The organism is Paenibacillus sp. UASWS1643 (assembly GCF_008693195.1).
Lineage (GTDB): Bacteria > Bacillota > Bacilli > Paenibacillales > Paenibacillaceae > Paenibacillus > Paenibacillus amylolyticus_B.
Genome location: NZ_VXKZ01000114.1, coordinates 1 through 26,082, shown reverse-complemented (window position 1 = coordinate 26,082; position 26,082 = coordinate 1). Strand labels below are relative to the sequence as shown.

The 26,082-nt window shown below is 42.8% G+C and carries 40 protein-coding genes and 1 pseudogene; 40 read left to right on the top strand and 1 reads right to left on the bottom strand.

What is annotated here, in order from left to right; translation table 11 throughout:
* The first annotated feature begins 149 nt into the window (after positions 1-149).
* From FE296_RS22225 to FE296_RS22035, 39 genes are all read left to right on the top strand, one after another.
* Positions 150-632 (top strand): hypothetical protein, encoded by a 483-nt coding sequence (locus tag FE296_RS22225; protein ID WP_150366362.1) that lies wholly within the window; start codon positions 150-152, stop codon positions 630-632.
* Between the two features lie 48 nt (positions 633-680).
* Positions 681-1,316, top strand: a complete 636-nt coding sequence (locus FE296_RS22220; RefSeq protein WP_150366361.1) for a hypothetical protein — start codon at positions 681-683, stop codon at positions 1,314-1,316.
* Positions 1,317-1,366: 50 nt separating this feature from the next.
* Positions 1,367-1,642 carry a hypothetical protein gene (locus FE296_RS32915; RefSeq protein ID WP_190945444.1) on the top strand — a complete coding sequence of 92 codons (276 nt, stop codon included), beginning with the start codon at positions 1,367-1,369 and terminating at the stop codon, positions 1,640-1,642.
* Positions 1,643-1,781: 139 nt separating this feature from the next.
* On the top strand, positions 1,782-2,234 hold the full coding sequence (locus FE296_RS22215) for a hypothetical protein (RefSeq protein WP_150366360.1): 453 nt from the start codon (positions 1,782-1,784) through the stop codon (positions 2,232-2,234).
* Positions 2,235-2,267: 33 nt separating this feature from the next.
* Positions 2,268-2,771 carry a DUF4188 domain-containing protein gene (locus tag FE296_RS22210; RefSeq protein WP_411860599.1) on the top strand — a complete coding sequence of 168 codons (504 nt, stop codon included), beginning with the start codon at positions 2,268-2,270 and terminating at the stop codon, positions 2,769-2,771.
* A 25-nt stretch (positions 2,772-2,796) separates the two neighbouring features.
* Positions 2,797-3,309 carry a hypothetical protein gene (locus FE296_RS22205; RefSeq protein WP_124113590.1) on the top strand — a complete coding sequence of 171 codons (513 nt, stop codon included), beginning with the start codon at positions 2,797-2,799 and terminating at the stop codon, positions 3,307-3,309.
* A gap of 201 nt (positions 3,310-3,510) precedes the next feature.
* Positions 3,511-3,957 carry a LytTR family DNA-binding domain-containing protein gene (locus tag FE296_RS22200; protein ID WP_124113591.1) on the top strand — a complete coding sequence of 149 codons (447 nt, stop codon included), beginning with the start codon at positions 3,511-3,513 and terminating at the stop codon, positions 3,955-3,957.
* A complete protein-coding gene (locus FE296_RS22195; RefSeq protein ID WP_124113592.1) occupies positions 3,954-4,364 on the top strand; it encodes a hypothetical protein in 411 nt (136 codons plus the stop codon). The genes FE296_RS22200 and FE296_RS22195 overlap by 4 nt, the downstream gene beginning before the upstream one ends.
* A 15-nt stretch (positions 4,365-4,379) precedes the next feature.
* Entirely contained in the window at positions 4,380-4,778 is a 399-nt protein-coding gene (locus tag FE296_RS22190) for a hypothetical protein (RefSeq protein WP_150366358.1), read from the top strand.
* A gap of 38 nt (positions 4,779-4,816) precedes the next feature.
* Positions 4,817-5,224, top strand: coding sequence for a hypothetical protein (locus FE296_RS22185; protein ID WP_150366357.1), 408 nt, complete (start codon positions 4,817-4,819; stop codon positions 5,222-5,224).
* The gene (locus FE296_RS22180) at positions 5,214-5,561 is read left to right on the top strand and encodes a hypothetical protein (RefSeq protein WP_124113595.1); all 348 of its coding nucleotides are present in this window, start codon (positions 5,214-5,216) and stop codon (positions 5,559-5,561) included. The genes FE296_RS22185 and FE296_RS22180 overlap by 11 nt, the downstream gene beginning before the upstream one ends.
* A 244-nt stretch (positions 5,562-5,805) precedes the next feature.
* Positions 5,806-6,315, top strand: coding sequence for a hypothetical protein (locus FE296_RS22175; protein WP_150366356.1), 510 nt, complete (start codon positions 5,806-5,808; stop codon positions 6,313-6,315).
* A gap of 62 nt (positions 6,316-6,377) precedes the next feature.
* Positions 6,378-7,217, top strand: coding sequence for a P-loop NTPase family protein (locus FE296_RS22170; RefSeq protein ID WP_124113597.1), 840 nt, complete (start codon positions 6,378-6,380; stop codon positions 7,215-7,217).
* 39 nt (positions 7,218-7,256) lie between these two features.
* Positions 7,257-7,442: a hypothetical protein gene (locus FE296_RS22165; protein ID WP_036610391.1), complete on the top strand. Its 186-nt coding sequence runs from the start codon at positions 7,257-7,259 to the stop codon at positions 7,440-7,442.
* A complete protein-coding gene (locus FE296_RS22160; RefSeq protein WP_223868993.1) occupies positions 7,427-7,930 on the top strand; it encodes an NUDIX hydrolase in 504 nt (167 codons plus the stop codon). Before FE296_RS22165 ends, FE296_RS22160 begins: the two co-directional genes overlap by 16 nt.
* A gap of 15 nt (positions 7,931-7,945) precedes the next feature.
* On the top strand, positions 7,946-8,515 hold the full coding sequence (locus tag FE296_RS22155) for a phosphoglycerate mutase family protein (RefSeq protein WP_150366354.1): 570 nt from the start codon (positions 7,946-7,948) through the stop codon (positions 8,513-8,515).
* Between the two features lie 20 nt (positions 8,516-8,535).
* On the top strand, positions 8,536-8,673 hold the full coding sequence (locus tag FE296_RS22150; protein WP_190945442.1) for a hypothetical protein: 138 nt from the start codon (positions 8,536-8,538) through the stop codon (positions 8,671-8,673).
* A 26-nt stretch (positions 8,674-8,699) separates the two neighbouring features.
* Positions 8,700-9,212, top strand: coding sequence for a nucleoside deaminase (locus tag FE296_RS22145; protein WP_150366353.1), 513 nt, complete (start codon positions 8,700-8,702; stop codon positions 9,210-9,212).
* Complete coding sequence (locus FE296_RS22140; protein ID WP_150366352.1) at positions 9,209-9,583, top strand: hypothetical protein; 375 nt, start codon at positions 9,209-9,211, stop codon at positions 9,581-9,583. Before FE296_RS22145 ends, FE296_RS22140 begins: the two co-directional genes overlap by 4 nt.
* Before the next feature lie 51 nt (positions 9,584-9,634).
* Positions 9,635-10,168, top strand: coding sequence for a GNAT family N-acetyltransferase (locus FE296_RS22135; RefSeq protein ID WP_223868992.1), 534 nt, complete (start codon positions 9,635-9,637; stop codon positions 10,166-10,168).
* 20 nt (positions 10,169-10,188) lie between these two features.
* Complete coding sequence (locus FE296_RS22130) at positions 10,189-10,854, top strand: Type 1 glutamine amidotransferase-like domain-containing protein (RefSeq protein WP_190945439.1); 666 nt, start codon at positions 10,189-10,191, stop codon at positions 10,852-10,854.
* Positions 10,847-11,740, top strand: a complete 894-nt coding sequence (locus FE296_RS22125) for a PhzF family phenazine biosynthesis protein (RefSeq protein ID WP_150366350.1) — start codon at positions 10,847-10,849, stop codon at positions 11,738-11,740. The genes FE296_RS22130 and FE296_RS22125 overlap by 8 nt, the downstream gene beginning before the upstream one ends.
* 25 nt (positions 11,741-11,765) lie before the next feature.
* Complete coding sequence (locus FE296_RS22120) at positions 11,766-12,527, top strand: aminoglycoside adenylyltransferase domain-containing protein (RefSeq protein WP_223868991.1); 762 nt, start codon at positions 11,766-11,768, stop codon at positions 12,525-12,527.
* Position 12,528: 1 nt separating this feature from the next.
* Entirely contained in the window at positions 12,529-12,984 is a 456-nt protein-coding gene (locus FE296_RS22115) for a GNAT family N-acetyltransferase (protein WP_150366348.1), read from the top strand.
* On the top strand, positions 12,968-13,966 hold the full coding sequence (locus FE296_RS22110) for a phosphotransferase (RefSeq protein ID WP_190945437.1): 999 nt from the start codon (positions 12,968-12,970) through the stop codon (positions 13,964-13,966). The genes FE296_RS22115 and FE296_RS22110 overlap by 17 nt, the downstream gene beginning before the upstream one ends.
* 53 nt (positions 13,967-14,019) lie before the next feature.
* Entirely contained in the window at positions 14,020-14,859 is an 840-nt protein-coding gene (locus tag FE296_RS22105; protein ID WP_150366346.1) for a GNAT family N-acetyltransferase, read from the top strand.
* A 30-nt stretch (positions 14,860-14,889) separates the two neighbouring features.
* Complete coding sequence (locus tag FE296_RS22100) at positions 14,890-15,480, top strand: HD domain-containing protein (RefSeq protein ID WP_150366345.1); 591 nt, start codon at positions 14,890-14,892, stop codon at positions 15,478-15,480.
* A 42-nt stretch (positions 15,481-15,522) separates the two neighbouring features.
* The gene (locus FE296_RS22095; protein WP_150366344.1) at positions 15,523-15,855 is read left to right on the top strand and encodes an HIT domain-containing protein; all 333 of its coding nucleotides are present in this window, start codon (positions 15,523-15,525) and stop codon (positions 15,853-15,855) included.
* A 147-nt stretch (positions 15,856-16,002) separates the two neighbouring features.
* On the top strand, positions 16,003-16,782 hold the full coding sequence (locus tag FE296_RS22090) for a hypothetical protein (RefSeq protein WP_150366343.1): 780 nt from the start codon (positions 16,003-16,005) through the stop codon (positions 16,780-16,782).
* Positions 16,783-16,913: 131 nt separating this feature from the next.
* On the top strand, positions 16,914-17,594 hold the full coding sequence (locus FE296_RS22085) for a zinc dependent phospholipase C family protein (protein ID WP_150366342.1): 681 nt from the start codon (positions 16,914-16,916) through the stop codon (positions 17,592-17,594).
* 102 nt (positions 17,595-17,696) lie between these two features.
* The gene (locus FE296_RS22080) at positions 17,697-18,041 is read left to right on the top strand and encodes a hypothetical protein (protein ID WP_150366341.1); all 345 of its coding nucleotides are present in this window, start codon (positions 17,697-17,699) and stop codon (positions 18,039-18,041) included.
* A gap of 106 nt (positions 18,042-18,147) precedes the next feature.
* Positions 18,148-18,633, top strand: coding sequence for a GNAT family N-acetyltransferase (locus tag FE296_RS22075; protein WP_223868990.1), 486 nt, complete (start codon positions 18,148-18,150; stop codon positions 18,631-18,633).
* 340 nt (positions 18,634-18,973) lie between these two features.
* Positions 18,974-19,339 carry a PH domain-containing protein gene (locus FE296_RS22070; protein ID WP_317889423.1) on the top strand — a complete coding sequence of 122 codons (366 nt, stop codon included), beginning with the start codon at positions 18,974-18,976 and terminating at the stop codon, positions 19,337-19,339.
* Positions 19,336-20,898 (top strand): PH domain-containing protein, encoded by a 1,563-nt coding sequence (locus FE296_RS22065; protein WP_150366340.1) that lies wholly within the window; start codon positions 19,336-19,338, stop codon positions 20,896-20,898. Before FE296_RS22070 ends, FE296_RS22065 begins: the two co-directional genes overlap by 4 nt.
* An 82-nt stretch (positions 20,899-20,980) precedes the next feature.
* A complete protein-coding gene (locus FE296_RS22060) occupies positions 20,981-21,757 on the top strand; it encodes a Cof-type HAD-IIB family hydrolase (RefSeq protein WP_150366339.1) in 777 nt (258 codons plus the stop codon).
* Positions 21,758-21,866: 109 nt separating this feature from the next.
* Positions 21,867-22,037, top strand: coding sequence for a YHYH domain-containing protein (locus tag FE296_RS22055; protein WP_094030640.1), 171 nt, complete (start codon positions 21,867-21,869; stop codon positions 22,035-22,037).
* Positions 22,038-22,270: 233 nt separating this feature from the next.
* A complete protein-coding gene (locus tag FE296_RS22045) occupies positions 22,271-22,933 on the top strand; it encodes an HAD family hydrolase (RefSeq protein ID WP_150366338.1) in 663 nt (220 codons plus the stop codon).
* A 68-nt stretch (positions 22,934-23,001) separates the two neighbouring features.
* Entirely contained in the window at positions 23,002-23,520 is a 519-nt protein-coding gene (locus tag FE296_RS22040) for an NUDIX domain-containing protein (RefSeq protein WP_150366337.1), read from the top strand.
* 59 nt (positions 23,521-23,579) lie between these two features.
* Positions 23,580-24,158 (top strand): hypothetical protein, encoded by a 579-nt coding sequence (locus tag FE296_RS22035; RefSeq protein ID WP_150366336.1) that lies wholly within the window; start codon positions 23,580-23,582, stop codon positions 24,156-24,158.
* Positions 24,159-24,336: 178 nt separating this feature from the next.
* On the opposite strand, the gene FE296_RS22030 is transcribed toward FE296_RS22035, so the two are convergent.
* Positions 24,337-25,494: a glycosyltransferase family 4 protein gene (locus FE296_RS22030; RefSeq protein WP_150366649.1), complete on the bottom strand. Its 1,158-nt coding sequence runs from the start codon at positions 25,492-25,494 to the stop codon at positions 24,337-24,339.
* Positions 25,495-25,877: 383 nt separating this feature from the next.
* Between FE296_RS22030 and FE296_RS22025 the strand changes: the two are divergent.
* Positions 25,878-26,082: pseudogene (locus FE296_RS22025) on the top strand (hypothetical protein); the annotation flags it as partial.

Sequence of the window (26,082 nt, the reverse complement as noted above, 5' to 3'; positions counted from 1 at the left end):
TGTAAGGAAGTTTTTATCACGGTCCTATTTTACTTCTCCTGATTTGGGAGGTAGATAGGACCTTTTTCAATTTCCATTTACCAATACATGGGTTATGATGAATTAAGAGGATTCTATGGGAGTGGGCGTGTAAGGGGGCGCATGTAGGTATGCCAAAGCATCATTTTGTTATCGAAAACAAATCGCAAGTAGACGGGAATATTCATACCTCCTACTCATGGGATTCACAAGGGAGAATACATGGAAGTGGATTAACCACAGAGAATCATGCGACCTTGGAAGACGAATTCATTGCGTACATCTATGATTCCCTTCGATGGTTGAATACATGGAATCCATCCACCTGTATAAGTTGTAGTGGGCTGAACAACTATGGAATAACCGTTATTGAAGAGCAGGATGCTTTGTTGAAATTTCATCAACTGATTCGAGCCTGGATGGATCTATTCAGCCAAGCGACTGATCCGATTGTTCTAACAGGGAATTACAGTATTGATGGAGGGGAACAGAAGGGCTACTACGAGAAACTCGTGTACAACAAAGTTGAATTAATCAACGAATTAAACAAGCTTGCGAACATGGCAAAGTACGCTGAGGCAAATGGGAAATGCATTGTGCATTTTGGAATTTGAAAGTTAACTCTTATAAGATCCAATTTACAATAGAAGGGAGTTTTTACATTGCCTTGGCCTATGGTTCATTTTGCAATTGCATCCGAATTGATATCAGATCCATCCCCTGAATTATTATTGGGAAGCCTCGCTCCAGATTCCATCCATGTAAGAACTAATCTTCGTACCGAAAAGGCGAAAACCCACCTCATGCCAGAGGCAGGAAGGTTCGCAACAGACGAAGAACTTAAAGGATTTTTTGAGTCCAACAAGAAGTTAGCTTATAGTGATCCCAAATTCATGCACTATCTGTGCGGCTACATCGCCCATATCTATACGGATCGCGTGTGGACATTCGATATATATCCTGCATATGAAGTCCAGCCCAACGGAAGAAGCGTGTATACACAGGATGTCACGAAGTTAGAGTTTATGATTCTACAGAATTGGAACAGGGCCAGCGATTGGTTAAATGAGCTGAATGTGGGGAGAGCATTTGATCTAGGCGGATTGCTGGAATCTGAGGTGTACCAGTATAGAGGAGAGAAACTTGAGTTTTTAGTTAACCCTGACAACGAACCTTTGGGTGATTTAAATATTTTATCCATGGAAGTTATGGACAAGTTCATACATACAACAGGATTAGCGCTAAAACAATTGTATGCAAAATGGAATGTGTATAATGATTTACGCAGCACTGTGTAAGCAAGGGAGGGATTTACCTGAAGGTATACAGGAAACAAGTACGCAAAATTGTGGTGAATGATACACTGTTCCTGTACGTTGTGGATGAGCAAGCTTACGATATCGTCATTCGGGTTTATTCGAATGCGCTTAAATCTACATTTGTAGAGTTCAATGTTGCTTGGGAAGATACATGGGATATATTCGTCTATGAACCCAAACTGATATCCAACCTTATTCAATATGCTATAAAACAAGGGTGGGGCTACCAACAGAAGAATAACAAAATGAAATTTAACAACGCGACCAGCATTGTAAGAGTTTTAATGGCAGAGAAACAAACATGATCAAAAGGAACGTGGACACAAATTGAAAGCACGTCTCCTGCTCCACAACTCACCTAATTTTAAATTAGAAGATATATGTAATGAAAAGGCAGGGTCACCTGTTATACTGCATCATAGAAACACATAAAGGAGTATGGCTATGGACATCGTAATGACGCTTGAACCGCACGGATGGCTGGATTTCCTGGTTCAACCTGATCAGGGAGAACAGATAGAGATTCCGGTTTCTTTTTTGTCGGATGTGGTGGATGAGATAGCACGTCAAATCGTTGCATTGCACAAAGGAGCCACGGAGGTAACCATGACCATGCAGACAGAACCTGGAGAATATCGCTTCTGGATCAAGAAACGTTCGCAGGTAATCGTTCAATTCATGGTGTATGAGATGAGTGATAACTTTAGCACGGAAGCCATTACAGAGGGGCGATTGCTCATGTCTGAGGAGTTATCCTTGGTCAAGTTGACTAAGCTATTTTACAGAGAACTGAGCAAAATGAAGGAATTGGGACTGGAGGAATATCACAAACGGTGGAGTTTTGATTTCCCTCTGAATGCCTATGAGCGGATAGGAAGGGTTGTCCAGATCCGATGAAATTGAATGTTTTTGACGAGAAGGAGGAGTGACGTGGTCAACATACATAAGGGCAGATACTCAGCTCAGATCGAGGGAGAATTTATTGTTTTTATCATCGGAATGAGGATTAATCGTATGTGGGCTATACACAAATGGCTGCCTGTCTTTAAGTCCATGGGCCCGATGATTAAAGAACTGTATACGAATCCGGAGACCGGATTTCTGAGTACAGAGTATTTTATAAGCTGGCGTGGGGTGACGTTACTACAATACTGGCGCTCTTACGATGAATTGGAGAAATACGCACGAGGTGGAATTCACATGGAAGCTTGGAAAAGATTCAACCGCTCCATTGGTACTGACGGAACAGTAGGGATCTATCATGAAACATACAAGGCTCAGTCGGGTTCCTTCGAGACCATATACGCCAACATGCCCAAATTCGGATTAGCTAAAGCTTCTGAACATGTACCAGCGACAGGAAAGATGGAGACATCCAGACGCAGAATGGGCGGAGAGAATGACCCGGCAGTGGAAGCGCCAGAGAATCCATAAAGTGGTGAATAGAGAGGAGAATGTTATGAAGGCTAGTGTGCGAGCAGAAGATATACATTCAAAGCAACTCAGCTGGTTATGTATTGAACCGATGCTAGTTTCTGTACGGGGCAGAGATATGGCAGCCAAAACAGAGTTATACCGGCAGTTACACGAAGGGCAACAAGCTTTATTTCTGTTCTATTCCTATCACAATCACACGAAGAGGCTGGCAGAATTTTATTGGTTTTCGGCATATAATATCATTGAGATCAAAAGTTGGAATGGAATAAAAAATGGGATGCGCTTTTTTCATTTAGATGAGATGGTGAGTGTACTGGATCAGATCGAATGCCTGATTACGGACCACAATAGAGTGGATGAAGCGTGGCGTGAGGTGCTGGCAACGGATCTGGAGAAGGACCCGATCTTGCTTCAGAGAACAGAGGTGTTGTATGCGAACTATCAGACCGTGGCGCAAGCAGCTATTGTACACATGAACGAGATGATCTTGCAAAATAAGGAGATGTATCTAGAGATAAAGCCAGGGTTAAGGTAGGTACCTTGATAATTAAAATGAACAGCTCATGCCTTGAATGTGTTGGATGAGTACATAGACGAACTGCTCCTACGGAGTGGTTCTTTTTCGTATCTATGCAGTGATGATGCAACAAACTTGCAAAATCCTGCAACAAAACGCAATACAGTGGGATTGTCGTAACTATGCTTGTAATATGAGTTGTGAGAGGAGGGCCAACACATGAAAGTCATTTTTGAAGAGGACACGACAGTTGAAAAAAGGTTAGCCAAGGTCATAACACATCCGGCGGAGAAGTCGAAGTGGGACCGTATTCAGAAGGCAATCTGTGAATCGGAAACTCAATTAACGGTCATCCATGCCAAGAATAATCGCAATATACAGATCCAATTGAGTTCGGTGGTTGCCTTTGAATCAGAGGATCGGATGTGCGGTGTCCGGGTGATCTCAGGTGAGAAGTACTTGTTTAATAAACGTCTGAAATTTGTAGAAGAGGATCTGGATGACATTCATTTTGTGAAAATCAATAATCAAACGATCATCAACACACGGTATATCACCGCATTCTCTGCAACAGACCATGCTCGGATTAAGGTAGATCTGAGTGATAGCTCCAGTTACTTTGTCAGTCGATTTTATATTAAAAACTTTAGGGGGAAATTATCATGATAACTCAACTTAGACATTCTTTTTTTCAAGTATTCACTATAATGACGCTATGGATCACGCTCTTGGCAACAATATTCTTTGGTGATCTGCCCATTCAGGTGTCTTATTTATGGAACATAGTGGGTATTGCTTTCATTGCAGCTGTGTTGTTTGGAATGATGTATAACATGCTGTGGAACTATTTCACATTAAAACCGGTATGGAATATTGTCATCTCTTCCACATTCAATATTGCGGGAGGTATGGCGATGGTATGGTTGTTCTCGGTAGATATGTTCCAGTTCATCGCTCCCTGGTTCCCCGGCATGTGGTTGCTATCTATCGTGCTGCACGTCATCGCTTTTTATTTTTATGCTAGAATGGATAGCAAGAAAAAAGCGGAAGAGTTAAATAACATTCTCAAGTAGGTAAGGGGAACAAATATGAACGAGGAAGAAATGTTGCAGTTGTACGGGGTGGAACCTGATGAGGTACACCGGGAGGCCATCCGACAGCTGCTTCAGCAAGAGATTGAGAACCGAAAGTCAGAGGATAACGAGGTTCTGAGACTGTTGTGCATCATGTTATTCTGTATTGGAAATGTGGAGGACACCACGCTGATCTGGCAAGCCAAACTAAAGAATCAGGATACGGGCAGTTATATTGATGTGCAGTTATTATGTGGTGCAGGGTATGAGGAGACATTGTTTTACCTGGAAAATATGGACGGGGAACAGGCGCACAAGGAGTTGCTTTACCTTAAACAGTGCGAGCCGTATGACTTTGTTGATTTTTCCAAAGTGGAATGGGTCTCGAACTATAAGCGATATTACGGTGTTTGAGAATAACGAGCTAACGGACATTTGGAAGGAGGGGGAGTATGTCAAGCTTGCATGACAACATCATATTAAGCTACGAAGTGGATTTAGAGAACGAAAGGATCAGGATGCGTACTCGTTCAAATCATGATGTGCCGAAAAATATGGATGTTTTATTCTCTGGTGTTATGGCCCATGCGTTTGATACACCGCTTCATGGCAGCATTATTTTGGATCTGGATGAGTGGGATCTAGAACATTTTATCCCATATAATCGCGAGTTATTGGAATCGGGGAAAGGTCAAGGCTGGCCTGTCAGTTATGATTCCTATGACGAATTGCAAATCCGGCTGATCGAGGAGAAATACAAGTACATGGTGATCTCATCTTCGTATGGACTGAGTGGTTGGGTTTTGGCGAAGAATGTAGAGATTTCTGTTCAAGGAACAGGTGAACAGGATGAAACATGAGCACACGCAGCATGGTAGCAAGAAGGGCGTAGGACTAAGAACGGGCATGGTTGTGTTGGTTGTTCTGTTCATTATTCTGGTCATGACCAATCCAAACGAAGAGAAATTTGTTGCATGGCTCGGAAGTGAACATGATATCCATTCTTCGTATAATGTGAATGAAGGCAGGATGTTCACGCAGACGATCGACGGTGCGGAAAAGACACTTCACTATAAAGGTGGACATATACGGCATATGGGGATCTTTTCAACATATAGTTACCTTTTCTTGGATCATGAAGGAAAAGAGGTCCAGATAGAAGCGGTCGGCATAATGAATATGCTATTTAATAGATAGGAAGATTGATTGATTGTGTGACAGTTACAAAATTTGGACGGAATTTCTGCTTATATTCGCGCTCTTTGCATGAGGTAACTCGTGCAGAGAAGCGTGTTTTTTGCGTGCAATGGGAGAGAAACAGAGATGGATTACTTCGTTTATTCGCAAATTCCACATTATGGGTTATGATGTACCTTGAGAGAAAATTTTACATACATAGGAAGTCATATTATGTAGACGATTGCTGATTGGAGGACGGAATATGAAAAAGTTAACTGTAGTTTCATTATTATTTCTACTTCTAATGGCCTGTCAGAATCAGGAAAACACTGAAGATGCACAGCAATCATTAGATTCCTCGGCTCAAAGTGTCACAGAAAAAGAGGTACAACAGGATGAAGAAATATCGGCATCCCAACAGAAGGAAGAGATAACACCAGAGTATCTAGATGAAACAAACTATACAGGGGACAAATTGGAAATCGTCAAACTTATGAATGCCCGTCTGCGTTATTTATACGAAGAGGATGAAAAGCGATATATGAATCTTTTTGATCCACAGTCTCCTATATCAGGCATGGGAGGATACAAAGTTCTCAAGGTTACTTCCATGAGCGATATAACTATACAGGAGCAAAGGAAGCTCTACCAAGCAGTGGTAACGGTTAACGAGTTAAAAGAGAACAACGAAGAGTATAACAATACGATGGTGTTTTGGAAAAAGAAAGAAGATGGCGATTCTGCGCAATGGGTTATTGCAGATATTGATTAATAACATAGTGTCTGACACATGGAAATTCCATATCTTCACACATCATAAAGGGGAATGTAATGATGACAAGGCGATTAATACTGATTGAAGGATTACCGGGTTCAGGCAAGTCAACGGTTGCCCAAATGGTATCCGAAATTTTAAAGGGGCAAGGCAAGGAGGTACAACTATTTCAGGAAGGAAATCTGGATCACCCTGCTGATTACGAGGGCGTATCTTTTTATTATGCTGGAGACTTTGAGGTTTTATTGAAAACGTATGAAGAATACAGAGAGATTCTGGAAAGCAATGTGACTGCCCATGGCGATGGTTTTCTGATTCCTTATCGTAAGATGAAAGAACAACGGGGCATAGAGTTCCCCAGTCACGTTGTACAGGATATTTTCAGCCGGGATATTTACGAAATTCCTTTTGCGCAAAATGTGAAGCTGATCACCGAGAAGTGGCAAGATTTCACCCAAAACGTGTTAAGCACGAATGATGACTGCATCACGATATTTGAGTGTTGTTTTATCCAGAATCCACTGACCATGGGTCTCGTAAAATGCAATCACTCCAAAGAACAGAACGTGCAGTATGTATTGGAACTGGGGCGTATCATTCATGCTCTGAATCCGCTTCTCATCTATATCGATCAGAAAGATATATCCTATACCTTTGATAAGGCGGTTAGTGAAAGACCCAAAGAATGGTCAGAGGGATTCATTCATTATTATACGAACCAGGGTTTGGGGCAGGCACAGGGTTATCAGGGTGTTAAGGGTACGGTACAGGTTTTGCAGGAAAGAAAGAAGCTGGAGTCCGAAATCTATGAGTTACTTCAAATGGATAAGGTATGGCTGGATAATTCGGATTATGACCGCGAGGCTTGTAGGCACAAGTTAGAAAAGATTTTGCAGTAACCTTAATTAAAATACGAATACATACCGGAGGTTAGTTTTATGACATTTTATGGAGTAGCCTTAATTGCAACAACCGCAATCTTAATTATTATAGGTGTTCGAAGCAAACGGAAAGTAATTCTTAGATGGGGCATAGCCAGTTTAATTTTATTGCTCGTACTCATCATTCCCTCATTCATCATGGGATTCATGGATGGATTTGCTGATGGATGGTCAGCGAGATGACCACTGCAGATAACAATAATGTATCGTATGACCAAAATAACAACAAATTCAACTTCCGTGTGGCAGGTATTGTGATGGATGCGGGAAGAGTTCTTTTGCATACGACTGAACAGGATGATTTCTGGAATCTGCCCGGAGGTCGGGTGAAATTAAACGAGACAACAGAAGCGGCTATTGTGCGAGAGATGATGGAGGAACTGGGTGTTCAGGTAGAAGCGCAAAGGCTCGCATATGTTAGTGAAGATTTCTTTGAATATGATGGCCTGAAATATCATGAAGTTGGTTTTTATTATATCATCACATTGCCGGAAGCCCATAAGCTATATAGTGAAATTGAATTCAACGGTCTAGAGGATAACGGTAAGTTAATCTTCCGATGGTTTTCCTTGGACGAACTAGAGCAGATGGAAGTATATCCTGTGTTTTTGAGAAAGGAATTGACTAATCTCTTTGATGCAAAAGGCATCAAACACTTCATTCAGAAATAGAGGAATAGAGGGCTTATGGACATTACATTTATTCGTCATGGTCATGGCGAACACTTGATGGATTACCCAAACCAATTAGATTGTCTGCATCCGGGCCTCACTGAATTGGGAAAAATTCAGGTCATAGCGTTGCGTAAACAAGTCGTTTTTGCGCCTGAAGACGTCATTTTGGTTAGTCCAACGAAACGTACTATTGAAACAGCACAACTCCTAATCCCTAACAAAAATCTTGCGTTCTTCAGCCCACTGGTTGGCCCAAGAATGTTTCCTCAGAATTCAGAGTTTGTTCCTTTCCTCTGTGATCAGATCTATTCCAAGGAAGAGCTCAGCCATCAGCATAGTGACATAAGATTGGTTGAGCTGGGGATGGATTGTTGGGAAGAAAGTATTAATCAGATGGATGCAGATCGGTTCCAGATATTAGGTGAAAAGCTTCTTGAGTGGTGCAGGCAACAGAGCAGGAATACGTTTATCATTTCACATGATGGTACGATATCGAACTACAGGATGTTACTCGGAGAACAAGGGATAACCAAAAGTGATTTTCTTGGTGAAGCAGGGCAGTACACAATTCGAAACGTTTAACGATTAAAGGAGATCATGTCATGATACATTTTCCTAATGTAGAGACTGAACGTCTGTACCTCAGAGAATTAACCTTAGCAGACCGGCAGGATGTGTATGAACATTTCGCTGAACCGGATGTAACCCGGTTTATGGAGAAGGAATCTGTTTGTAAGTGACTAAAACTTGCTTAGGGGGATATTCAATGAAGTTATCGGATTATGAATATTTAACTTTGGCTATGGAAGAAGCAGAGCAATCACTGATTGAAGGAACGTATCCGATTGGTGCGATAATCGTTGATGTAGATGGGAATGTCGTAAGTAAAGGCAGGAACAGGGTCTACTCTGCGTGCGATCCCACCGCACATGCTGAAGTGGATGCCATTCGTCGGGCCGGACAACATTTGCTGGATGTAGAGAAGAAGAGATACACGAAGAACGATCTGACACTCTATACTACCTGTGAACCTTGTCCTATGTGTTCCTGTACCATACTAATGTCGGGTATTAAAAAGATTGTATGGGCAGCAGATGATGAAGAGTATGGAGGGCTTCGACGGTTCAAGGAAGGACCTCATTTTATCCATATGTTTGATACGCTATCCTGTGTAGCGGCTCCCTATCTGGATTTGGAAAATAGACAAAGAGCATTACTTGCCAAATGGAACATAGGTAGAGGAGTGCTTCATACAGAGTGGGAGATTCCAAAACAATGAAATCTGTAACGCTCTCTATCCTGTTATCCAGTGTCGTTTTGGGTATCTCCTTTATCATTGGCTGCACAATTTTAACGACTCATGAGAGAAATAGTGAACTCACTCAGGCAGAAGAACAAGTAGTACCAAACGATAAAGTATTATTAACGATGCAAGAAACTGCCGAGTATCTGAGTATGACTGAAGAACAGGTGATGAGTATTATTAAGGCGGAACAAGGGAGCTTTACCGTTTCAGGTTTCTTTGATGGGAGGATGTTTCCGTTCATTAAGGTTCAGAATCAATTTTTTGTTAGTAGAGTGGAGTTGGATTTGTGGGTTCAGGAAGCATCTGCAAGTCACAGAAGATATATTAATGGGCAAATGCAGTAGTCCTATGGGAACGATGGCATAATCCAAAGGAGATGAATCCACATAGAATTCGTGGGAGAGAAGGTAAGAATAACAACAGTCACAGAGCAGGACCTCGACTTCATATGTCAACTTGAATGTGACACAAACATATGGAGCTTTGAGGAAACTGTTGAAACGGATGAGGAAAAGGTCCGTGAGAAATATCGCAGCCATTTTGCTGTCGCAGATGAGAGCCCATATGCTTATGATTTCGTTATACGGCGCATGAATGATCCAGAGGAAACACCCATTGGTATCGTTCAGATGTGGAGTTACGTGGATCACCGAAAAAGCTGGGAACTTGGTTACGGTGTGCTTTCAGAATACTCAGGTAGAGGATACGGGAGTGAAGCTACCCGACTTTTGCTACAATTTGCATTCCAAGAGTTACAAGCTCATAAGGTCGTCGGCATGTGTAATTCACAAAACGTTCGCTCAGCAGCACTGATGCAGCAAGTGGGTATGACACGGGAGGCCGTCTACCAGGAAGAACTATGGTGGAACAATCAGTGGACAGACCAGTATTTTTTCTCGATTTTGGATAGAGAGTTTAAGCCAATCTAACAGGTATGGGAGGAAATAAGATGACTACGTTGGTTCTGCTAAGTGATTTGGTATTCAAATCTAACGATAAATTGGATCAGAGAATACGAAGCTTATTTAACAGTGAACAGCCTTCCATTGGATATATCCCTTCGTGCTCCGACCCGGAGCGGAAGTATTTTGAACACACTAGACGTTACTACAATCAAATAGGAATAGATAACATTCAATATTACGATCTTGATCTGAAGTATGAGGAGAGCACATTTGGCTCTATTTTCGAGTGTGATGCAATTCATCTATCCGGCGGAAATACGTTTTATTTTCTAAGTTTATTACAGAAGAGAAATGTGCTTGGTTTACTACATTCCTATGTGAAGAGTGGCGGCATGCTGATCGGGGTCAGCGCAGGAAGTATTCTGACGACACCTACGATAGAGATAGCGGGGTATGGGGAAGATGCTGATGAAAACGAAGTAGATCTGAAAGATATGAAAGCACTGGAACTCGTTAATTTTGAGTTTGCACCGCATTGGGACGGTTCGGAAGATAAACTAAATGCATTAAGAGAATATACTCATGTTCACCGTACAGCGGTCTATGCGTGCCAAGATGGAGGTGGGGTTGTAGTTGATGGTGAAAGCGTAGAGTTATATGGAAATGTGCGTCTCGTAGATGGCAAAGAAAGTGGGTCAAGTGATGAGTAATATTACGGTCTATCATTATGATGCTTTCTCCACAGTTCCCGGCCAAGGTAACCCGGCAGGAGTGGTTTTTGATGCGGATCATTTAAGTGAGACGGAAATGCAGCAGATCGCTTATAAGGTTGGTTTTAATGAAACTGTATTTGTGTTGAACTCTGAAGTAGCTGACGTCAGATTACGTTATTTTACACCGGGTCATCAGATTAATCTGTGTGGTCATGCCACAATGGCATCACTGTATGGTTTGAAGACGCGTGATATGTTGAGTGACAAAGAGTTAATCACGATTGAAACCAATGTAGGCATATTACCTATACGATTTGAGCACAATGCCGGCACCATTTACATGGAAATGAAACAGGATCAGCCGCAGTTTATACCGTTTCAGGGGGATATCGAGAAGCTGGTAAGCGCCATAAACCTAACTCTGGATGATGTCGACCATTCTACGCCAATCGTTTATGGAAGTACGGGAACCTGGACGTTATTAATTCCGATTCGTGACTTGAACTCTTTTATGAAAATGAAATCGGATTCTTCCCTGTTCCCAGAAATTTTAATTGAGAATCCCAAAGCTTCCCTGCATCCCTTTTGTTTTGAAACCCGCGATTCCGATGCCATGATGCATGCCAGACATTTTTCATCACCTTACTCAGGTACGACGGAAGATCCAGTGACTGGAACAGCCTCGGGTGTGATGGGTGCTTATTATTTAACCTATATGAAACCGGAGATCGATGAGGTACAGTTTGTGGTAGAACAGGGGCATGAGATTGGAAGAGATGGAAAAGTTCAAGTGAGTGTGATTCGGGATGGTGAGGATATGGATGTCAGAATAAAGGGGACAGCTGTATTTGTGCGTGAACTGAATGTTGAATTGGATACCTGATCTATACATAAGGGAGTTGCTTCTGTTGAATGAAAAGACGGTTTTAGATAGCGTTACTCGTGTCTTGAAAGAAGAATTAACGAATGCCTTGGTGGGAATATATCTACACGGTTCCATGGCCATGGGATGCTTTCATCCAAATCAGAGCGATATCGATATATTGGTCGTTAGCCGGGAAAAGCGAACTGCCGATACCTATCGAAGGATTGCAAAAAAGCTAATGCATATTGAAGATGAGATGCACATTACGAAAGGCTTTGAACTCAGCATTGTACTCGAATCTACGATTGTAAATATGGCATACCCTACTCTTTTCGAATTTCATTATTCTGCTTATCACCGAGAGAAATATCGAACGGATGAGCAATATCTATGTGGTGGATATGAAGATCCAGATCTGGTAGCACATATGGCGGTCATCTATGATCGAGGCATTGTGCTGGATGGTAAACCCATTAAGGATCTGTTCCAACCGGAAAATCGTGAACATATGATTGCTTCAATTACATCGGACGCGAGTTCAGCTATAGAAAAAATTGTGGAGAACCCAGTCTACTATGTATTGAGTCTGTCCCGGGTCCTTTTATACGTGAGAGATTCAGTCATTCACTCCAAACGAGAAGCAGGAGAATGGGCACTTACAGACCTTCCTTCAAAATACACGGATGTCATCTCACAATGCCTTGCGAAGTACAATGGTGATCTGGAGAATGTGAATTTGAGTAAAGCTTTACTTCTGGAGTATGCGGAATATATGTTGAATCAGATCCAAGCGAAGGGAGATTAACATGTTGCAAATTATTGATATTCGGCAGAAGCTGGACGTGCTGCAAGAAGCAGTGCAGTATTTCTGGAAACATTGGGGTTCGGAATCAAACTTCCAGTTCTATCGGGATTGTATAGAGCGTTCTGTGGAGACAGATAGTGATGTACCAAGGTTTTATGTGATGCTGGACGGAGACCGAATTATCGGTGGGTACGCTTTGTTACGAAGTGATCTGAATAGCAGGCAGGATCTCTTTCCCTGGTTTGCGTGTCTTCATGTTGATCCAGAATATCGGGGCCAGAACCTAGGTAGACAACTCCAGACCCATGCATTGAATGTGGTGAAAACAAAAGGGTATGACAAGCTGTATTTATGTACTGATCTGACTGATTATTATGAAAAAAATAACTGGGCCTATATTGGTAAAGGATATCTGCTTGATGATGAAGAGACGAGCATCTATGAATATAAGATTTAATAAAATCATTTCTCATTATTTCGAAGATACCGAGTATACCTTGGGAGCCGTTCCATTTGGGTTGACGAATACGACCAAAATTCTTGAAATACATGGACAGAGGTTTATCGTTCGTATCTACAACAGACATCTCAAAACGATGGATGGTATTGAACTTGAATGTAAAGTGACAGCGTTCCTTGAAGGCACTCATTCCTCGTTTCAGGTCCCACTCTTTCACAGGGCTATAGACGGACAAAACTATTTATTATTAGAAGACGGGACGCTTGCGTCTATTACTAGCTTTTTGGAAGGTACTGTACCTCAATTGTCTAGCGTAGACAAATCTAAGAAGTTTGGGCAGTTGGTGGGTGAGTTTTCGACACGAATGCAGGGGTTCCCAATAGGCAAGCAAGTTTGCAGGGGGAGTTCATTTACTAAAATGTACGAAATTCATCCATTAGCTAATCATCAATCGATTAAGGCTTTTTACAAAAATTCACCTTTTGAATTATCAGTCTCAAAGGTTACCTTTTACCAGAAAATGATCACAGAAATTAAGAGTTCTAATCTGCGGTTAGAGATATTACCACAACAGTTGGTTCATCATGATTTGTTGATTTATAATTTGCTGGCTCAGAATGAGGAGATCACAGGCGTACTGGATTTTGATTTTATTGGTGTGGATGCTGCTTTTATGGAATTTGTAATTAGCTTCAATCATGTGGTTCAGGAATCCCAAGGGTCAATGGAAATGATCGAGTCCTTTCTTCAGGGATATGGCAGTGAACGCAAGCATTCAGCGCTTGAGTTTAGTTACTTACCTTTACTTACACAAATCTATTATATAGCAGTACTTCATTTCTATATTGGTCAGCATTATGCCGGAGCAACGAGTGAACACAACTTCACGTTTATGATTGAACAGTTTGAGAGAAACATGAATTGGCTGGAAAAGCATAATCTTAGGATTCAAGAGTTGCTTAATAGATACTTGGTCTGATTACACGCTTGATGTAATAATTCCTGAGCTGCCGTTATAGGAGGAATGAACCTATGATTACCGAGATTAATAAACAGGAGTTTCATAAAGTAAAACATCTCACGGATTCGTGTCAGAATATTGAAGTCAAGGCGGTGGCGTCTGGCTTGAACCCAGGACGGATCTATGTAGATGATGCAGAGAATATAACAGCAGCATTAATTTGGATACATGGACAATCTGGTTTTCAGTTGATCGGAGACTCTCGAAGTGAACCCTTTCTAAATGAATTGAAAGAGTACATGCGGGAACGTATTGAACCTGAATTATTGAACTTACATATTCATGCTGTGGAAATTGGTGTGGTGGATGAAACCTGGGAAGATGTTCTTCAACATATCTCCGGGAAAAGAGATATCTCCAGTGATATTCAGCATGTATTCAAGTTGAATCCAAATTCGATAAGTCAGCAAGTACCTATCGATATATATGCTTCTCAGGAAGAAGAAGTCAGAATTCTCAGAATAGATCAAGTACTATTAGGAGAGAAAAGATATAACAATTCTCCATTCCTGAAAGATAAAATCTCTCACTTTTGGACGACAAGAGATGATTTTTTACAACATGGATTTGGCTACGTTATAGTGCATAACGATGATATCGCGAGTGTTTGCCTGTCGGCATTTATTGCAAATCAGACACATGCGGTTGATATTGAAACGCTTGAAGACTATAGAAGAAAAAATTATGGTGCGATGGTGGCAAAAGCGTTTGTAGAAGAATGCAACCGTGTAGGCATACATCCATATTGGGATTGTTCCCCGGACAATACGGGTTCAATCCGTCTGGCTCAGGGTGTTGGTATGTCACTGGATTTTAACTATAGAGTTTACTGGTATGATCTATCCACGTAGACGGGTATCAGATATGAAGGAGGATGTGTTGTGAGCGAATCATTACAGGATCAGATTCACTTTCTAATTGAGATTGATAAACTCAAAACAATTGAACGAAAGACGAGAATTATGCATGGTGAGAGACTTGAAAATGATGCGGAGCATTCCTGGCATCTGGCGATGATGGCCTTGGTTTTGCAGAGTCACGCCAACAAAAATGTGGATATGCTCAAAGTCATTAAGATGCTTCTCGTTCATGATCTGGTTGAGATCGATGCCGGAGATACCTTTGCCTACGATACGGTGGGACACACGGATAAATATGATCGTGAACTCAAAGCAGCTCATCGACTGTTTGGAATGTTGCCTAAGGCACAGGCTGAAGAACTACTCCAGTTATGGTTGGAGTTTGAAGCAAAACAGACGCCTGAAGCGCAATTTGCCTCCTCTCTCGATCGATTGCAGCCTATTATCCACAACCATCAGAATGAGGGAGATACATGGCAGAAATATAACATTACAAGTGAACAGGTGTTAAACAGAAACCGTGAGATTGCGAACGGTTCCGAGACATTGTGGGAATATGCGCAGCAGCTTATTCAGAAATCCGTGGATCAGGGGATTTTGACCAAATCATAGGGATACGTTTTAACCTACGCACTTTGAAGATGGGGGTGAAGCATGATGACCGAGGATTTTTATTGTGATGAAGTGCTCAGTGGTAAAACAAAAGTAGATATTGTTTTGGAAACAGATCAAGCACTAGCCTATCACCATACCCGACCATACTACGAACACCATATCGTGGTGATTCCCAAGATACATATTCAGTCCTTCATTTCAGAAGAGGAAGAGAATAATGATGAGCTGCTTATTGAAATGATGCGGGTCATTAAAAAAGTAGCTGCTGACATGTTAGCTCAGACAGGCTCATCAAAGATTATAACTAACCTGGGCAGTTATCAGGACTCGAAGCATCAACATTGGCATATAGTCAGTGGTGAACGAACTTAGGAAACTGTATATCTGATTATAAATCTTCCACCTTTCTAACGTTCACCATCTCATACTCGAACAGAATTATCATTTTTCTCTCAGTGTTTTATCTTTTCTATTCTAGTATGATTAACGCATCATCCCAGTAAAGAGAGGGTTAATAACATGGAAGCTTTTTTAGATCAAATTAACGAGTTAAACGAGCTTCAAAAAGACTTGGTCAGCATACATCCTTTGTTTGCAGAACATTATCCAGTGGTTGTAGCCTATGAAGCTTTATTATATATCTATGATTATTCGTCCAAAACGCAGCAATATGAGTGGGTGAAGACGGTACCGGACGATTTATATATTCCAGATGAGTGCCTTGCCGCAATGCCGGTGCATCATATGAACGGACGAATGTGTGCGATTGTAACGGATGCAGCGTTCAAAGATCTGGAGCAGAAAGTCTATCTATTCCATGAATATGTTCATTGCTATGTATATGAGAAATATGATGAGCGGATCGTTAACCGTCTCCAGATTAAGCATAAAATGGACCAACTGAAGCGTGTGACATGGGAACTGGATTATGAGTTTCCCTATGAAAATGAAGTCGTTGTGGAGCGGATTAACTCATTGTTGTCTGCGTTGAAGACGAAGGACCTAACGGAAGTACAGACAGCTAGAAAGGCACTCTTCCGGTCATTAAATGAAGAACAAGCCGAGTACTGGAGCTGGTTGGAGTGGAACGAGGGTTACGCACGTTATATTGAGAATCTGATTCGGGCAAAATTTGGGCAGGAAAGCAATCATTTTGGAGATACTGCTCCGTTTAATCGTCTAGTATTCTATGAATGTGGATCGGAATATATTAGTCTGCTTGTGAAGGAGCACCCGGAGCACCATACGGATCTGGAGCCATTGTTTGATCGAATGCAAGTGGAGAGAATTCAGGGATAATCACGCATCTACGATGAAAAAGGTGGAGATAGCAGAGTCTCACTATTCAAGTGATCTGTACGCTGCATCAGTAGATATTTCTTTTTTTCTAATTATTGTAGAATACTTCCCGATAAAAGGAGATCAACTCTATGCCGTTACCTATGGTTCATCTCAATATTGCTAATCGGATTGCAGACTCGCTGCAAATGCAGGCTGATCAAGGTTCATTCTATCTGGGGAATATCGCCCCGGATTCCATCCATATGCGTGAAGGTACAACCAGAGATGATAAGGAGTACACCCATTTCAATCCAAAGGATGAAGGAGATTACACTGGACGACTCAAGGAACTCTACTCATCTTATATAAAACAACGTACCGATGAAGGATGGAAGTGGTTTGTTCGTGGGTACTTTATACATGTGATGACAGACTATTACTGGTTCCGGAGTGTGCATCCTGAATTCGTCGAACGGGTCAACAAGGCAGACTTGCCCATAGACACGAGTAGATCCAAAGAAGAGCTGGCGCGTTTATACTATCAGGAGACGGACCAGATTGATTTCAATCTCTATCGAGGTACAAGTTGGTGCGAAGAGGTATGGCGGGTGCTCAACAGCTCACTGGGTTATAACATGACGGATCGTTTAACTGCCGATGAGATTGTACGCTGGCGGGACCACACGTTTTCTTTTCTTAATGGGGAAGAACCGGGAATTACTCCTGAGTTCATCACGGGTGAGAGAGTTCAGGTATTTGTGGAAGAGACCGTAGAGCGACTGATTGTTATGTTGTCTTCATGGGACCCGGAGTTACGTAACTTGATATGAATATAGATAGTTAGTGAAGTTGAGTCATTTCATTATATACTGTATTTATTACTTCTCTGCTCATTACTAGTTTATTAATACTAAGTCAGGGAGGCATGCAGTATGGTGAGATATGTAGGAGTGTTGCTCATAGTCGCCATTGCCACGTTCATTGCAGGGTGCAGCAAACCGAATGAATCGAACGCGGAAGAGGGACTTCCTATGCTGATCACTTTAACGTGTAATCCCAACCTTGCCTTGGAACCATGCCAAGATGTTGAGATTGATCGATCTGACGAGATTCGAATCATGATGGAGGCCATACATAAGGCAGAGCGTATGCCGGGTATTATTGATTATGGTACGCAGTACAACATGAGTATTAATAATGCAGATGGTTCGGTTACACGGTATGATTTTTCATTAGGAATGGATCCCAAGATGCAAGGCCCTGTTAGTAAACCATGACGACACGCATACTGGATATAGCATTCCTCTTGAGGATGCGAATCAACTAAGAAGACTGATTCAGAGACGTACTGATTAAGAAGGTATATGGAACGGAGAAGAACCTGTGGATGACAAAATTACCATTGAACCATTGACGAAATCAGATGCAGATGGAGCGTATCAGGTGTTCGAGGCAACCATTCCCGCAGCATTTGATCAGGAGGGAATAGGCTCGCTTCTGGATGATATTCAGGATGAAATAACACACAAAAAAGCGATGATTTACACCGCATTGCAAGCAAAGGACAACATCAAAGCAAGTGTATTTTTCCTCATCGCCAAAATGGGAGATGTTATTGTAGGCACAATCTCGTATGGACCGTGTGGTAAAGAGATTCGAGAATGTACAGAGGGCCGGCTGAACGATATCGGAGAACTGGGTAGCCTGTATGTGTTGCCCGAGGTTCAAGGACAGGGGTTGGTTCGGCGCTCATTCTTGCACTGGTTGCTGAACTGCAACGGCTGGGAATTCAGCAATTCTGTCTGGATAGCGGCTACCAGATCGCACAAAAGAAGTGGCAACGCAAATTCGGTGAACCCTATGTCGTAGCGAAGAACTATTGGGGTGAAGGAACAGACCATATGGTGTGGTTGTGTGAAGTACAGGATTTTTATAGTAAAATGAAATGAACAAAAGAGATGACGACCTGTATTGTATAGGGGTCATCTCTTTATCTTTTTGCATCGATCGTGAACGATTGTTCGTACAGTGTATCATGTGTGTTTTTATGTACCTGAGGAAAAAAGGAGTGAACATATGTCAATCCAGTGGAATACACCCGAGCAACGGCTGTCCCCTAATGCGGTAAACTTGTGGAGAATTAGCGCCATCATATGGAATGTAATAGGTTTCCTGATCCTTGCCGTACTGTTAATACTCGACTCCATCTATGGATGGAAAACGTGGATTAGTTGGATTTTGTGGGGGGGTTACGGCCATATCTGTGCTCTATGCGGTGTGGGATATTTTCATCCAGCCTGCATGGTTATACAAGCATTGGTACTATGATGTGAATGAGGAGTTCTTGCAACTGAAGCGTGGGGCGCTAACCAAGGTACATCAGATCATCCCCATGGCGAAAGTGCAATCGGTTACCACAAATCAGGGACCTTTAATGCGAAAATATGGACTCTATTCCGTATCGGTTGGCACGATGGGTTCATCGCATGAAATCCCCGCATTGCCGGAGGAAGTCGCGTTTGCACTCCGTCATCAGATTGCGTCCTATGCGCGGATTAATGAGGTGGATGAATGATCGATATGAAGCGACATCACCCATTAACCATGCTGTGGAGCTTGTGGAAACTGGTGAAGAATTCGTTCGCGATTATCCTGTTTTTGTTTGTCTTCCGTCAGGGCTCAGATTCTCAATGGCTCTTTTATGGAAGAATTGCCTTTTATGTCGGTATTTCCATTGGCATCGTGTCGATCATCTGGAAGTGGTTTACCTCTCGTTATACAGCAGATGATACGGCCTTTCATATCTATAGTGGTGTGTTCAACCGTACTAGAAGAACTATTCCGTATACTAAAGTCCAGAATGTGAATCGTCATACGACTGTGTTTCATCGGTTGTTCCGCGTGACGTCGATTCGATTCGAGACCGGGATTAAGGGAGAAGATGCTACCTTTCAGTTACACGTTGTTTCACTTTCCGAAGCGGAACAGCTGGAGAAAATTGTAGCAGGTCATATGGCTGAAGAAGCAGAAACAGCAGGAGCAACAGAGGAACATGATACGTTGGATGCGGTTCAGACTATGGAAGAGAGAGAGGCGCAATCCGAACCTTTTATAACTGATGAAGTCATGTCTCTGCCTGCAAAAGAAAAACAGGAACGGGTTGTTCATTATCATTCCACCCGCAAGGACATATTCAAAGCATCCTTTACCTCGCTTAGTTTTCTCGTACTGATTCCGGTCCTGGCTACGCTGTATTCCTGGGTGAAGGACTTCTTCCCTGATGAAGAAGTAACGGAAAGTTTGTTATTAACCTGGCTTGATTCCTGGTGGATTGCTGGTTTGATGATTTTAGTTTTATTGATCATATCTATTGCTCTGGGCATAGTCAGAACCTTCGTAAAGTATGGCAATTTCCAGATCACCTCGGATGCCAAGCGGATCTATATCACGAAGGGCATGATGGAGCAAACGTCATTTTCAATCCTGAAAGAACGAGTCCAGGCCGTCAAAATTACACAGTCTCTGATGAAAAGGCTGCTTGGATTAGCCGAAGTGGAATTGACTACTGCAGGTAGTCTGGGAGAATCCGATCAAGAGGTGAACTCACTCTATCCATTCTTGCCTGTGAAGCAAGCCTACACCATGATTGAGGAGATTCTACCATCCTACCGGGTCACACAGGAGATGGAAAAACTTCCGATAATATCATTATGGTTGCGCCTGCTCAAACCAAGTTGGGGATGGATCATAATCACGGGTTTACTGTGGTATTTCAAACCATTCGTGTTTGGACAGAAGCATGCTTGGTGGATGATTTCCGCGATTCTACTCGTGTGGATTGCAACATGCAGAGTGATGGACTTTTTCCATACCAGATACACTCTGAATCAGAATTTCATTCAACTTCGAACCGGTGCGCTCACTTCAACCCTCTTCATCTCCAAACGGGAGAAAGTTATCGAAGTGCAGATCACCCGTAATGTGTTACAGCGTTGGTTCGGTGTGGCGTCCATTCATACGGTAAACCGTGCCAAGCCTGTTCTACATCATCGCGCACATGACATCCCCCTGGATACGGCGGAATCATTTCAATTATGGTACATGGGACGTACCCAAGATGTTCAGACCCGTTAATTGCAAGAGCAAGTGCAGGAAGACCAAACAAGGTTATTCTGTGTTTGCTCTTTTTAATTGAAGACAGAGGAGGAAGAACATCTTGATGAAAGCTGTGTTCTTTGATGTGGACGGTACATTGCTGAGCGAAATAGATCGGAGTTTATCACCGCGTACAGCTGAGTCGATCCGGGAGTTGATTCGTAAAGGCGTTCAAGTCGTACTCGTCACAGGCAGACCCTATAATTTATGCGAAGAATTCAGAAATCTCGGAATCGATACGATCATTTCGGCTAATGGAGCATTGATCAAAGCATGTGATGAAGTGATACATAAGTCTGTACTTTCAGCACAGATGGTTAGAGCATTTAGTGAATTTGCCGAGTTGCATGGGCACAGTATTTCATATTTTACAGAGTCATTTGAGACGAACGGGTTGTGTACAGCAGATGGTCGTGTTACTGACGCCTTAAGAGATACGCTTGGACTCATGGATTTCCCACAGAAAATCAGCACGTTGGAACAGGACGTATATTGCATTTGCTTATATGCGGATGAAGCGGAGACGGAGAAATTCCAATCCAAATTTCCTTCCCTACGATTCGTGAGATTCCATCCGTATGTAGTGAATGTGCTGGAAGCGAGCGAAGTCAGCAAATCTATAGCTGCAGAGAATGTTCTCGACTATCTGAAGATATCCAGAGAGGATACAATGGCCTTTGGCGATGGGGAGAATGACGTGGATCTCCTAACGTATGCGGGAATCGGAATTGCGATGGGAAATGGCGGAGAACGGATTAAACAAAGCGCCGATTATGTCACCCTGCGGGCAAGTGAAGATGGGGTCACCCATGCATTGAAGCAATTTAAGATTTTATGAGAATGTACAGATGAAATAGATAAAGGATATCCCAATTGTGGATTTTCATGTAAAATGATATAGCATGTATTAAGCCCTAAAGCATAGGGTGTTGATCGAAGGGTGACTTATGAAAAAGGTTGTTATCGTAATCTTGTCGCTTGTCGTACTTGTTGGTGTATCCTCTTCCGCTTATGCTCATCCAGGCAGACTGGATAAGAACGGTGGACATAACTGTTCAGCCAAATCCAAACAAAAGGGTCTGTGCACGGGTTATCACTATCACAAAAAGAAAAAATGAGAATGAGCTTTACAAGATAAACCCGGCCATCATTTAATGTATGGTTGGGTTTGCATGTGTACCATTGATTTAAAATGATGGAGGCGGTTACACCATGCAGATACAGGAGATATCGGTATGGAATCATGACGAGCGCTTTTTGAATGCAGAGTGACCGATAAGGTTGTTGGGATTTAGAGAAGTGACGAGTATGGAGAAGATAACGCATGCACTGGAATTGGGGGAGAAGGAAGATGGATCATATTAAAGCGGTTATTTTTGATTTGGATAATACAATTCTGAACAGGACGATGACCTTTGGCGGCTTCACGCAGCGTTTAATCAAGACCTATTTTGGTCACCTTGAGTCAACCGAAGATATAAGTAAACGAATTATTGAACTCGACCAGGATGGTTATAAGGATAAACCCCTTCTGTTCAACGAGTTGCTGCATGAACTGCCTTGGGCAGAGCATCCGCCACATGCAGAACTGATGGAGTTCTATGGCAGAGAGTATGTGCGAAGTTCAGTTCTGATGGAACAGGCGCGAGAAGTCGTTCAGCATCTGCGGGGGAAATACCAAACCGGGTTAATCACCAATGGGCAGACCGATATTCAGTATGGAAAAATCGATCAACTCGGTATCCGGGAGGATTACGACCATATTATTGTTTCAGAAGAGGCAGGAGTCAAAAAGCCCGATCCACGCATATTTCAGCTTGCGCTTGATCATTTCGGTCTAAGACCAGAGCAATGCATCTATATTGGTGATCATCCGATTAACGATATTGAGGGGGCAGCAAGCGTAGGCATGAGCACCATCTGGATGAAGGTCAACCAGCCGTGGCAGGACAGCATTACGTCGGGTCCTTTACATACGATTGAACATCTAAGTGAGTTAAAGAAACTGCTTTAGAAGACGGTTATAGAAGTAAAATTTAATATCACAGTCTGGAAAGCGAGGAACATATGGAGATTAGACAGATGGCTACAACATTTTTGAGCAATGGCTCAGACATGCTGATGATGAAGAAGGCGGGTAGCAGATTGTTTGATTTTGAATTCTGGGGTGGCATTGGCGGACATTTGGAACAAGGGGAACTGAACGCACCCATGACCGCCAGCTATCGGGAGATTGAAGAAGAGACCGGATTCAAGTCAGAGGATGTCGAACACTTTCGGCTTCGATATATTCTGTTGGAGGTTAGCGGTGGTGAGATTTGGCAGCAGTTTGTATATTTCGGAGAGACGAGGCATCGACATTTTGTACCCTCGGATGAAGGGGAACTGTTCTGGATACCGCTGGATGAGGTGCTTGATTTGCATGCGTCTATTCTGGTCATAGCGACGCTCAGGCACTATTTACAGTATCCGGGAAACGAACAAATCTGGATTGGTAACGTGCAGAACGGAACAGACCCAGAGGGCACTCCACAGGTAATATGGAACAGAATGCAAGAAACGATATCATTTGAGCCAAGGAGTGTCTCGCAAATTCTCTAGAATTTACATCAATATATGATTGGAAATAGTATGCAACTTCATAGGAGGAGGACTCTACGATGAATCCCCAACCTCAGCGACCGAAAATCCAATTGTTCAGAGGAATAGTACTGCTGATACCAACGATCCTGCTCTTATTTGTGCTATTCCAACTGTTCCCTTATACAGGAATCATGGTCATAATCGTGTTTCCTATCATTATTTTGATGAATGCAGCCCTGATCTACGCCATATTGAAAAAAGCAGGTAAGGATCACGTTCGAATAACCAAGCGTAGATATGCACTATCCTTATTGGTGACGACGGGTGTGGCAGTCGCACTTTTTCCTCAATCATCGGGGACACATATTGTGGTCCAGGCCATAGATGGCTTCAATGCTATCCGGCATTTGGAAGGCGTCACCGTAGATGATCTCAAGCTGAAGAAGGACAAAAGTGGCTATGTTATCGGAGATTCGAGTGAGAGATATGTTGCAGCCTTATATAAGTTTCGACAGGAGATTCCTATGGATGGGTCATTTCACATCTATGAGAGAGATGGTAATCCAAAGTTTGATCCAGTGATTACTGAAGTGGGGCAGATTCCCGAGAAATTGTCAGGTTTTCATAAAGTCATGTGGTGGGTCTTGGGACTATAAAATTACGGGTACCCTGATTTCTGTTCTGGTATCATACCTTAACGATCAACGTATCGCTGTTCAGGCTGGTCACAGCAACGTGTATATGCTGCGGCAGCCTGAACGTCGCGAACCGTATTAGTTTGCATAAACTGAGTAAGTTGACATAGGTTTCTGTAGCAAGTACATCCACTCAGGACTACGCTGTAATAATTCGATCTTTCGTTCGTCTGTTCCGATGTTCTATAGCCTCCTCATAATCCCCGATCAGTGTATCAAAAATATGCTCCCACGACCGCTGCTCAGCCAGCTTTCTGCCCTCCAATCCCATCATTCTCAATTGATTCTCGTGATCTCCCCAGAGACATATCTCCCAAATCAGTGCATCGGCCTGACCTGGCTCGAACAATACACCATTGCGGTGGTGGGATACCAGATCCTTTACACCTCCGGCATTGGCCGCTACCACAGGAAGTCCTGAAGCCATCGCTTCCAGCACCACATTGCCAAATGTCTCCGTAGAGGAAGGAAACACAAACAGATCTGCCGAAGCATACATAACAGCAAGTTCTTCGCCATGCATATAGCCTGTAAAGGTGACATTTGGTGGGGTTTGCGAACGCATTTTGGGAAGAGATGGGCCATCGCCAACGATAATCCAGTGTACACGGCACTGCATTTCCTGGGGTAGCTGCTGCATGGTAGTCGTGAGTGTAGCGATATCTTTTTCCGGGGCAATGCGTCCAACGTAGAGTAGAATAAGGGGAGCGGTGATGTGGTATCGTTCACGGATATCCGAGCTGCGTTTATCAGGGGAGTACAGGTTGCAATCAATCCCGCGAGACCAAAGTTTCAGACGCTGAATGCCTTGGGTTTGCAGGGTGTTTAACGTTTCCTGTGATGGAGTTAGGGTTGCTTCACAGGCACGGTGGAACCACTGGATATACTTCCAGTAGAGAGGAATCATACTTTTCAACCGGTAGTATTCGAGATAACGATCGAAGTGGGTATGGTAGGAGACAACATGCGGAAGATGGTATTTGAGCGCATACCTCAGACCAAGCAATCCCATATTAAAAGGTGTGGCGATATGCAGCAGATCGGGTTGAAAGGTTTGTAGCTGCTTGTGAGTGTCTGCTCTGTTGGGTAGAGCAATGCGGCATTCGGGATACAGAAAAAAGGGGATGTTGGCAACCGATCTGACTTGAGTCTTTTGGCTTCCTTCAATGATGGAGTTCGGAGTAAACAGCAGATGTTCAATTCTTCTGCGGTTCAGATGGTTACTCAATCGGTGGAGCGTGCCAGCAACACCATTGGTTTCCGGAAGATAGGTGTCTGTGAACAAGGCCAGGCGCATCATTACCCCTCCCAAGACTCGTGATGACAAGATCATAACAGCGGAACATTTTCCAGAGGTCAAGTGCACGTTAACTTGACGATATTCCCTGTAAAATGACTTCGCCACCAACATGTAAACTTCCATAACTTCAACTTGTATAGCTTATTCTGCTATGATGTAATAACGTGTCGGCGTAGTTGAACTTGAAATTTAAAGGGCAGAAACAAACTGAAGAAGCGGAGCATTCGCCTTTATCACCGGATTTTCCCCTTTAATAAAGGGATTGAAAAAATCTGGGGATAACAGCGATCGGAAGTTTATTCTGACCGCGTAGTGGTCCAGTGTATAAACATTCGTTCGTTCAAACTATTCAGACAGAGAGATACAGGAGGCAGAGAAAGATGAACAAGTTACAAGAAGAATTGCAGGAGTTGTTACCACTTGAGCAGCTTGAAGAGATGTCAGGTGAAGAAGTGGTGGGGAGTGTTGCCATGGACCTTTACCGGGCTGAATTTGCGACGATTCGAGAAAGTGGGCAGGAACTTCCGCAAGTACTGCGAGATATCATTCTGATCATCGATCTGGATACCGAGCTGTCCATGAACG

What these genes read in the sequence shown, in the direction of transcription:
- FE296_RS22165 (WP_036610391.1), top strand. Translation starts at nt 7,257, where the DNA reads ATGACATTTTATGGAGTAGCCTTAATTGCAACAACCGCAATCTTAATT.
- FE296_RS22110 (WP_190945437.1), top strand. Translation starts at nt 12,968, where the DNA reads ATGAATATAAGATTTAATAAAATCATTTCTCATTATTTCGAAGATACC.
- FE296_RS22090 (WP_150366343.1), top strand. Translation starts at nt 16,003, where the DNA reads ATGGAAGCTTTTTTAGATCAAATTAACGAGTTAAACGAGCTTCAAAAA.
- FE296_RS22145 (WP_150366353.1), top strand. Translation starts at nt 8,700, where the DNA reads ATGAAGTTATCGGATTATGAATATTTAACTTTGGCTATGGAAGAAGCA.
- FE296_RS22140 (WP_150366352.1), top strand. Translation starts at nt 9,209, where the DNA reads ATGAAATCTGTAACGCTCTCTATCCTGTTATCCAGTGTCGTTTTGGGT.
- FE296_RS22095 (WP_150366344.1), top strand. Translation starts at nt 15,523, where the DNA reads ATGATGACCGAGGATTTTTATTGTGATGAAGTGCTCAGTGGTAAAACA.
- FE296_RS22105 (WP_150366346.1), top strand. Translation starts at nt 14,020, where the DNA reads ATGATTACCGAGATTAATAAACAGGAGTTTCATAAAGTAAAACATCTC.
- FE296_RS22190 (WP_150366358.1), top strand. Translation starts at nt 4,380, where the DNA reads ATGAACGAGGAAGAAATGTTGCAGTTGTACGGGGTGGAACCTGATGAG.
- FE296_RS22085 (WP_150366342.1), top strand. Translation starts at nt 16,914, where the DNA reads ATGCCGTTACCTATGGTTCATCTCAATATTGCTAATCGGATTGCAGAC.
- FE296_RS22130 (WP_190945439.1), top strand. Translation starts at nt 10,189, where the DNA reads ATGACTACGTTGGTTCTGCTAAGTGATTTGGTATTCAAATCTAACGAT.
- FE296_RS22205 (WP_124113590.1), top strand. Translation starts at nt 2,797, where the DNA reads ATGAAGGCTAGTGTGCGAGCAGAAGATATACATTCAAAGCAACTCAGC.
- FE296_RS22030 (WP_150366649.1), bottom strand. Translation starts at nt 25,494, where the DNA reads ATGCGCCTGGCCTTGTTCACAGACACCTATCTTCCGGAAACCAATGGT.
- FE296_RS22040 (WP_150366337.1), top strand. Translation starts at nt 23,002, where the DNA reads ATGGCTACAACATTTTTGAGCAATGGCTCAGACATGCTGATGATGAAG.
- FE296_RS22170 (WP_124113597.1), top strand. Translation starts at nt 6,378, where the DNA reads ATGACAAGGCGATTAATACTGATTGAAGGATTACCGGGTTCAGGCAAG.
- FE296_RS22080 (WP_150366341.1), top strand. Translation starts at nt 17,697, where the DNA reads ATGGTGAGATATGTAGGAGTGTTGCTCATAGTCGCCATTGCCACGTTC.
- FE296_RS22055 (WP_094030640.1), top strand. Translation starts at nt 21,867, where the DNA reads ATGAAAAAGGTTGTTATCGTAATCTTGTCGCTTGTCGTACTTGTTGGT.
- FE296_RS22125 (WP_150366350.1), top strand. Translation starts at nt 10,847, where the DNA reads ATGAGTAATATTACGGTCTATCATTATGATGCTTTCTCCACAGTTCCC.
- FE296_RS22180 (WP_124113595.1), top strand. Translation starts at nt 5,214, where the DNA reads ATGAAACATGAGCACACGCAGCATGGTAGCAAGAAGGGCGTAGGACTA.
- FE296_RS22175 (WP_150366356.1), top strand. Translation starts at nt 5,806, where the DNA reads ATGAAAAAGTTAACTGTAGTTTCATTATTATTTCTACTTCTAATGGCC.
- FE296_RS22200 (WP_124113591.1), top strand. Translation starts at nt 3,511, where the DNA reads ATGAAAGTCATTTTTGAAGAGGACACGACAGTTGAAAAAAGGTTAGCC.
- FE296_RS22150 (WP_190945442.1), top strand. Translation starts at nt 8,536, where the DNA reads ATGATACATTTTCCTAATGTAGAGACTGAACGTCTGTACCTCAGAGAA.
- FE296_RS22070 (WP_317889423.1), top strand. Translation starts at nt 18,974, where the DNA reads ATGGATGGAAAACGTGGATTAGTTGGATTTTGTGGGGGGGTTACGGCC.
- FE296_RS22045 (WP_150366338.1), top strand. Translation starts at nt 22,271, where the DNA reads ATGGATCATATTAAAGCGGTTATTTTTGATTTGGATAATACAATTCTG.
- FE296_RS22035 (WP_150366336.1), top strand. Translation starts at nt 23,580, where the DNA reads ATGAATCCCCAACCTCAGCGACCGAAAATCCAATTGTTCAGAGGAATA.
- FE296_RS22155 (WP_150366354.1), top strand. Translation starts at nt 7,946, where the DNA reads ATGGACATTACATTTATTCGTCATGGTCATGGCGAACACTTGATGGAT.
- FE296_RS22115 (WP_150366348.1), top strand. Translation starts at nt 12,529, where the DNA reads ATGTTGCAAATTATTGATATTCGGCAGAAGCTGGACGTGCTGCAAGAA.
- FE296_RS22185 (WP_150366357.1), top strand. Translation starts at nt 4,817, where the DNA reads ATGTCAAGCTTGCATGACAACATCATATTAAGCTACGAAGTGGATTTA.
- FE296_RS22225 (WP_150366362.1), top strand. Translation starts at nt 150, where the DNA reads ATGCCAAAGCATCATTTTGTTATCGAAAACAAATCGCAAGTAGACGGG.
- FE296_RS22195 (WP_124113592.1), top strand. Translation starts at nt 3,954, where the DNA reads ATGATAACTCAACTTAGACATTCTTTTTTTCAAGTATTCACTATAATG.
- FE296_RS22215 (WP_150366360.1), top strand. Translation starts at nt 1,782, where the DNA reads ATGGACATCGTAATGACGCTTGAACCGCACGGATGGCTGGATTTCCTG.
- FE296_RS22065 (WP_150366340.1), top strand. Translation starts at nt 19,336, where the DNA reads ATGATCGATATGAAGCGACATCACCCATTAACCATGCTGTGGAGCTTG.
- FE296_RS22160 (WP_223868993.1), top strand. Translation starts at nt 7,427, where the DNA reads ATGGTCAGCGAGATGACCACTGCAGATAACAATAATGTATCGTATGAC.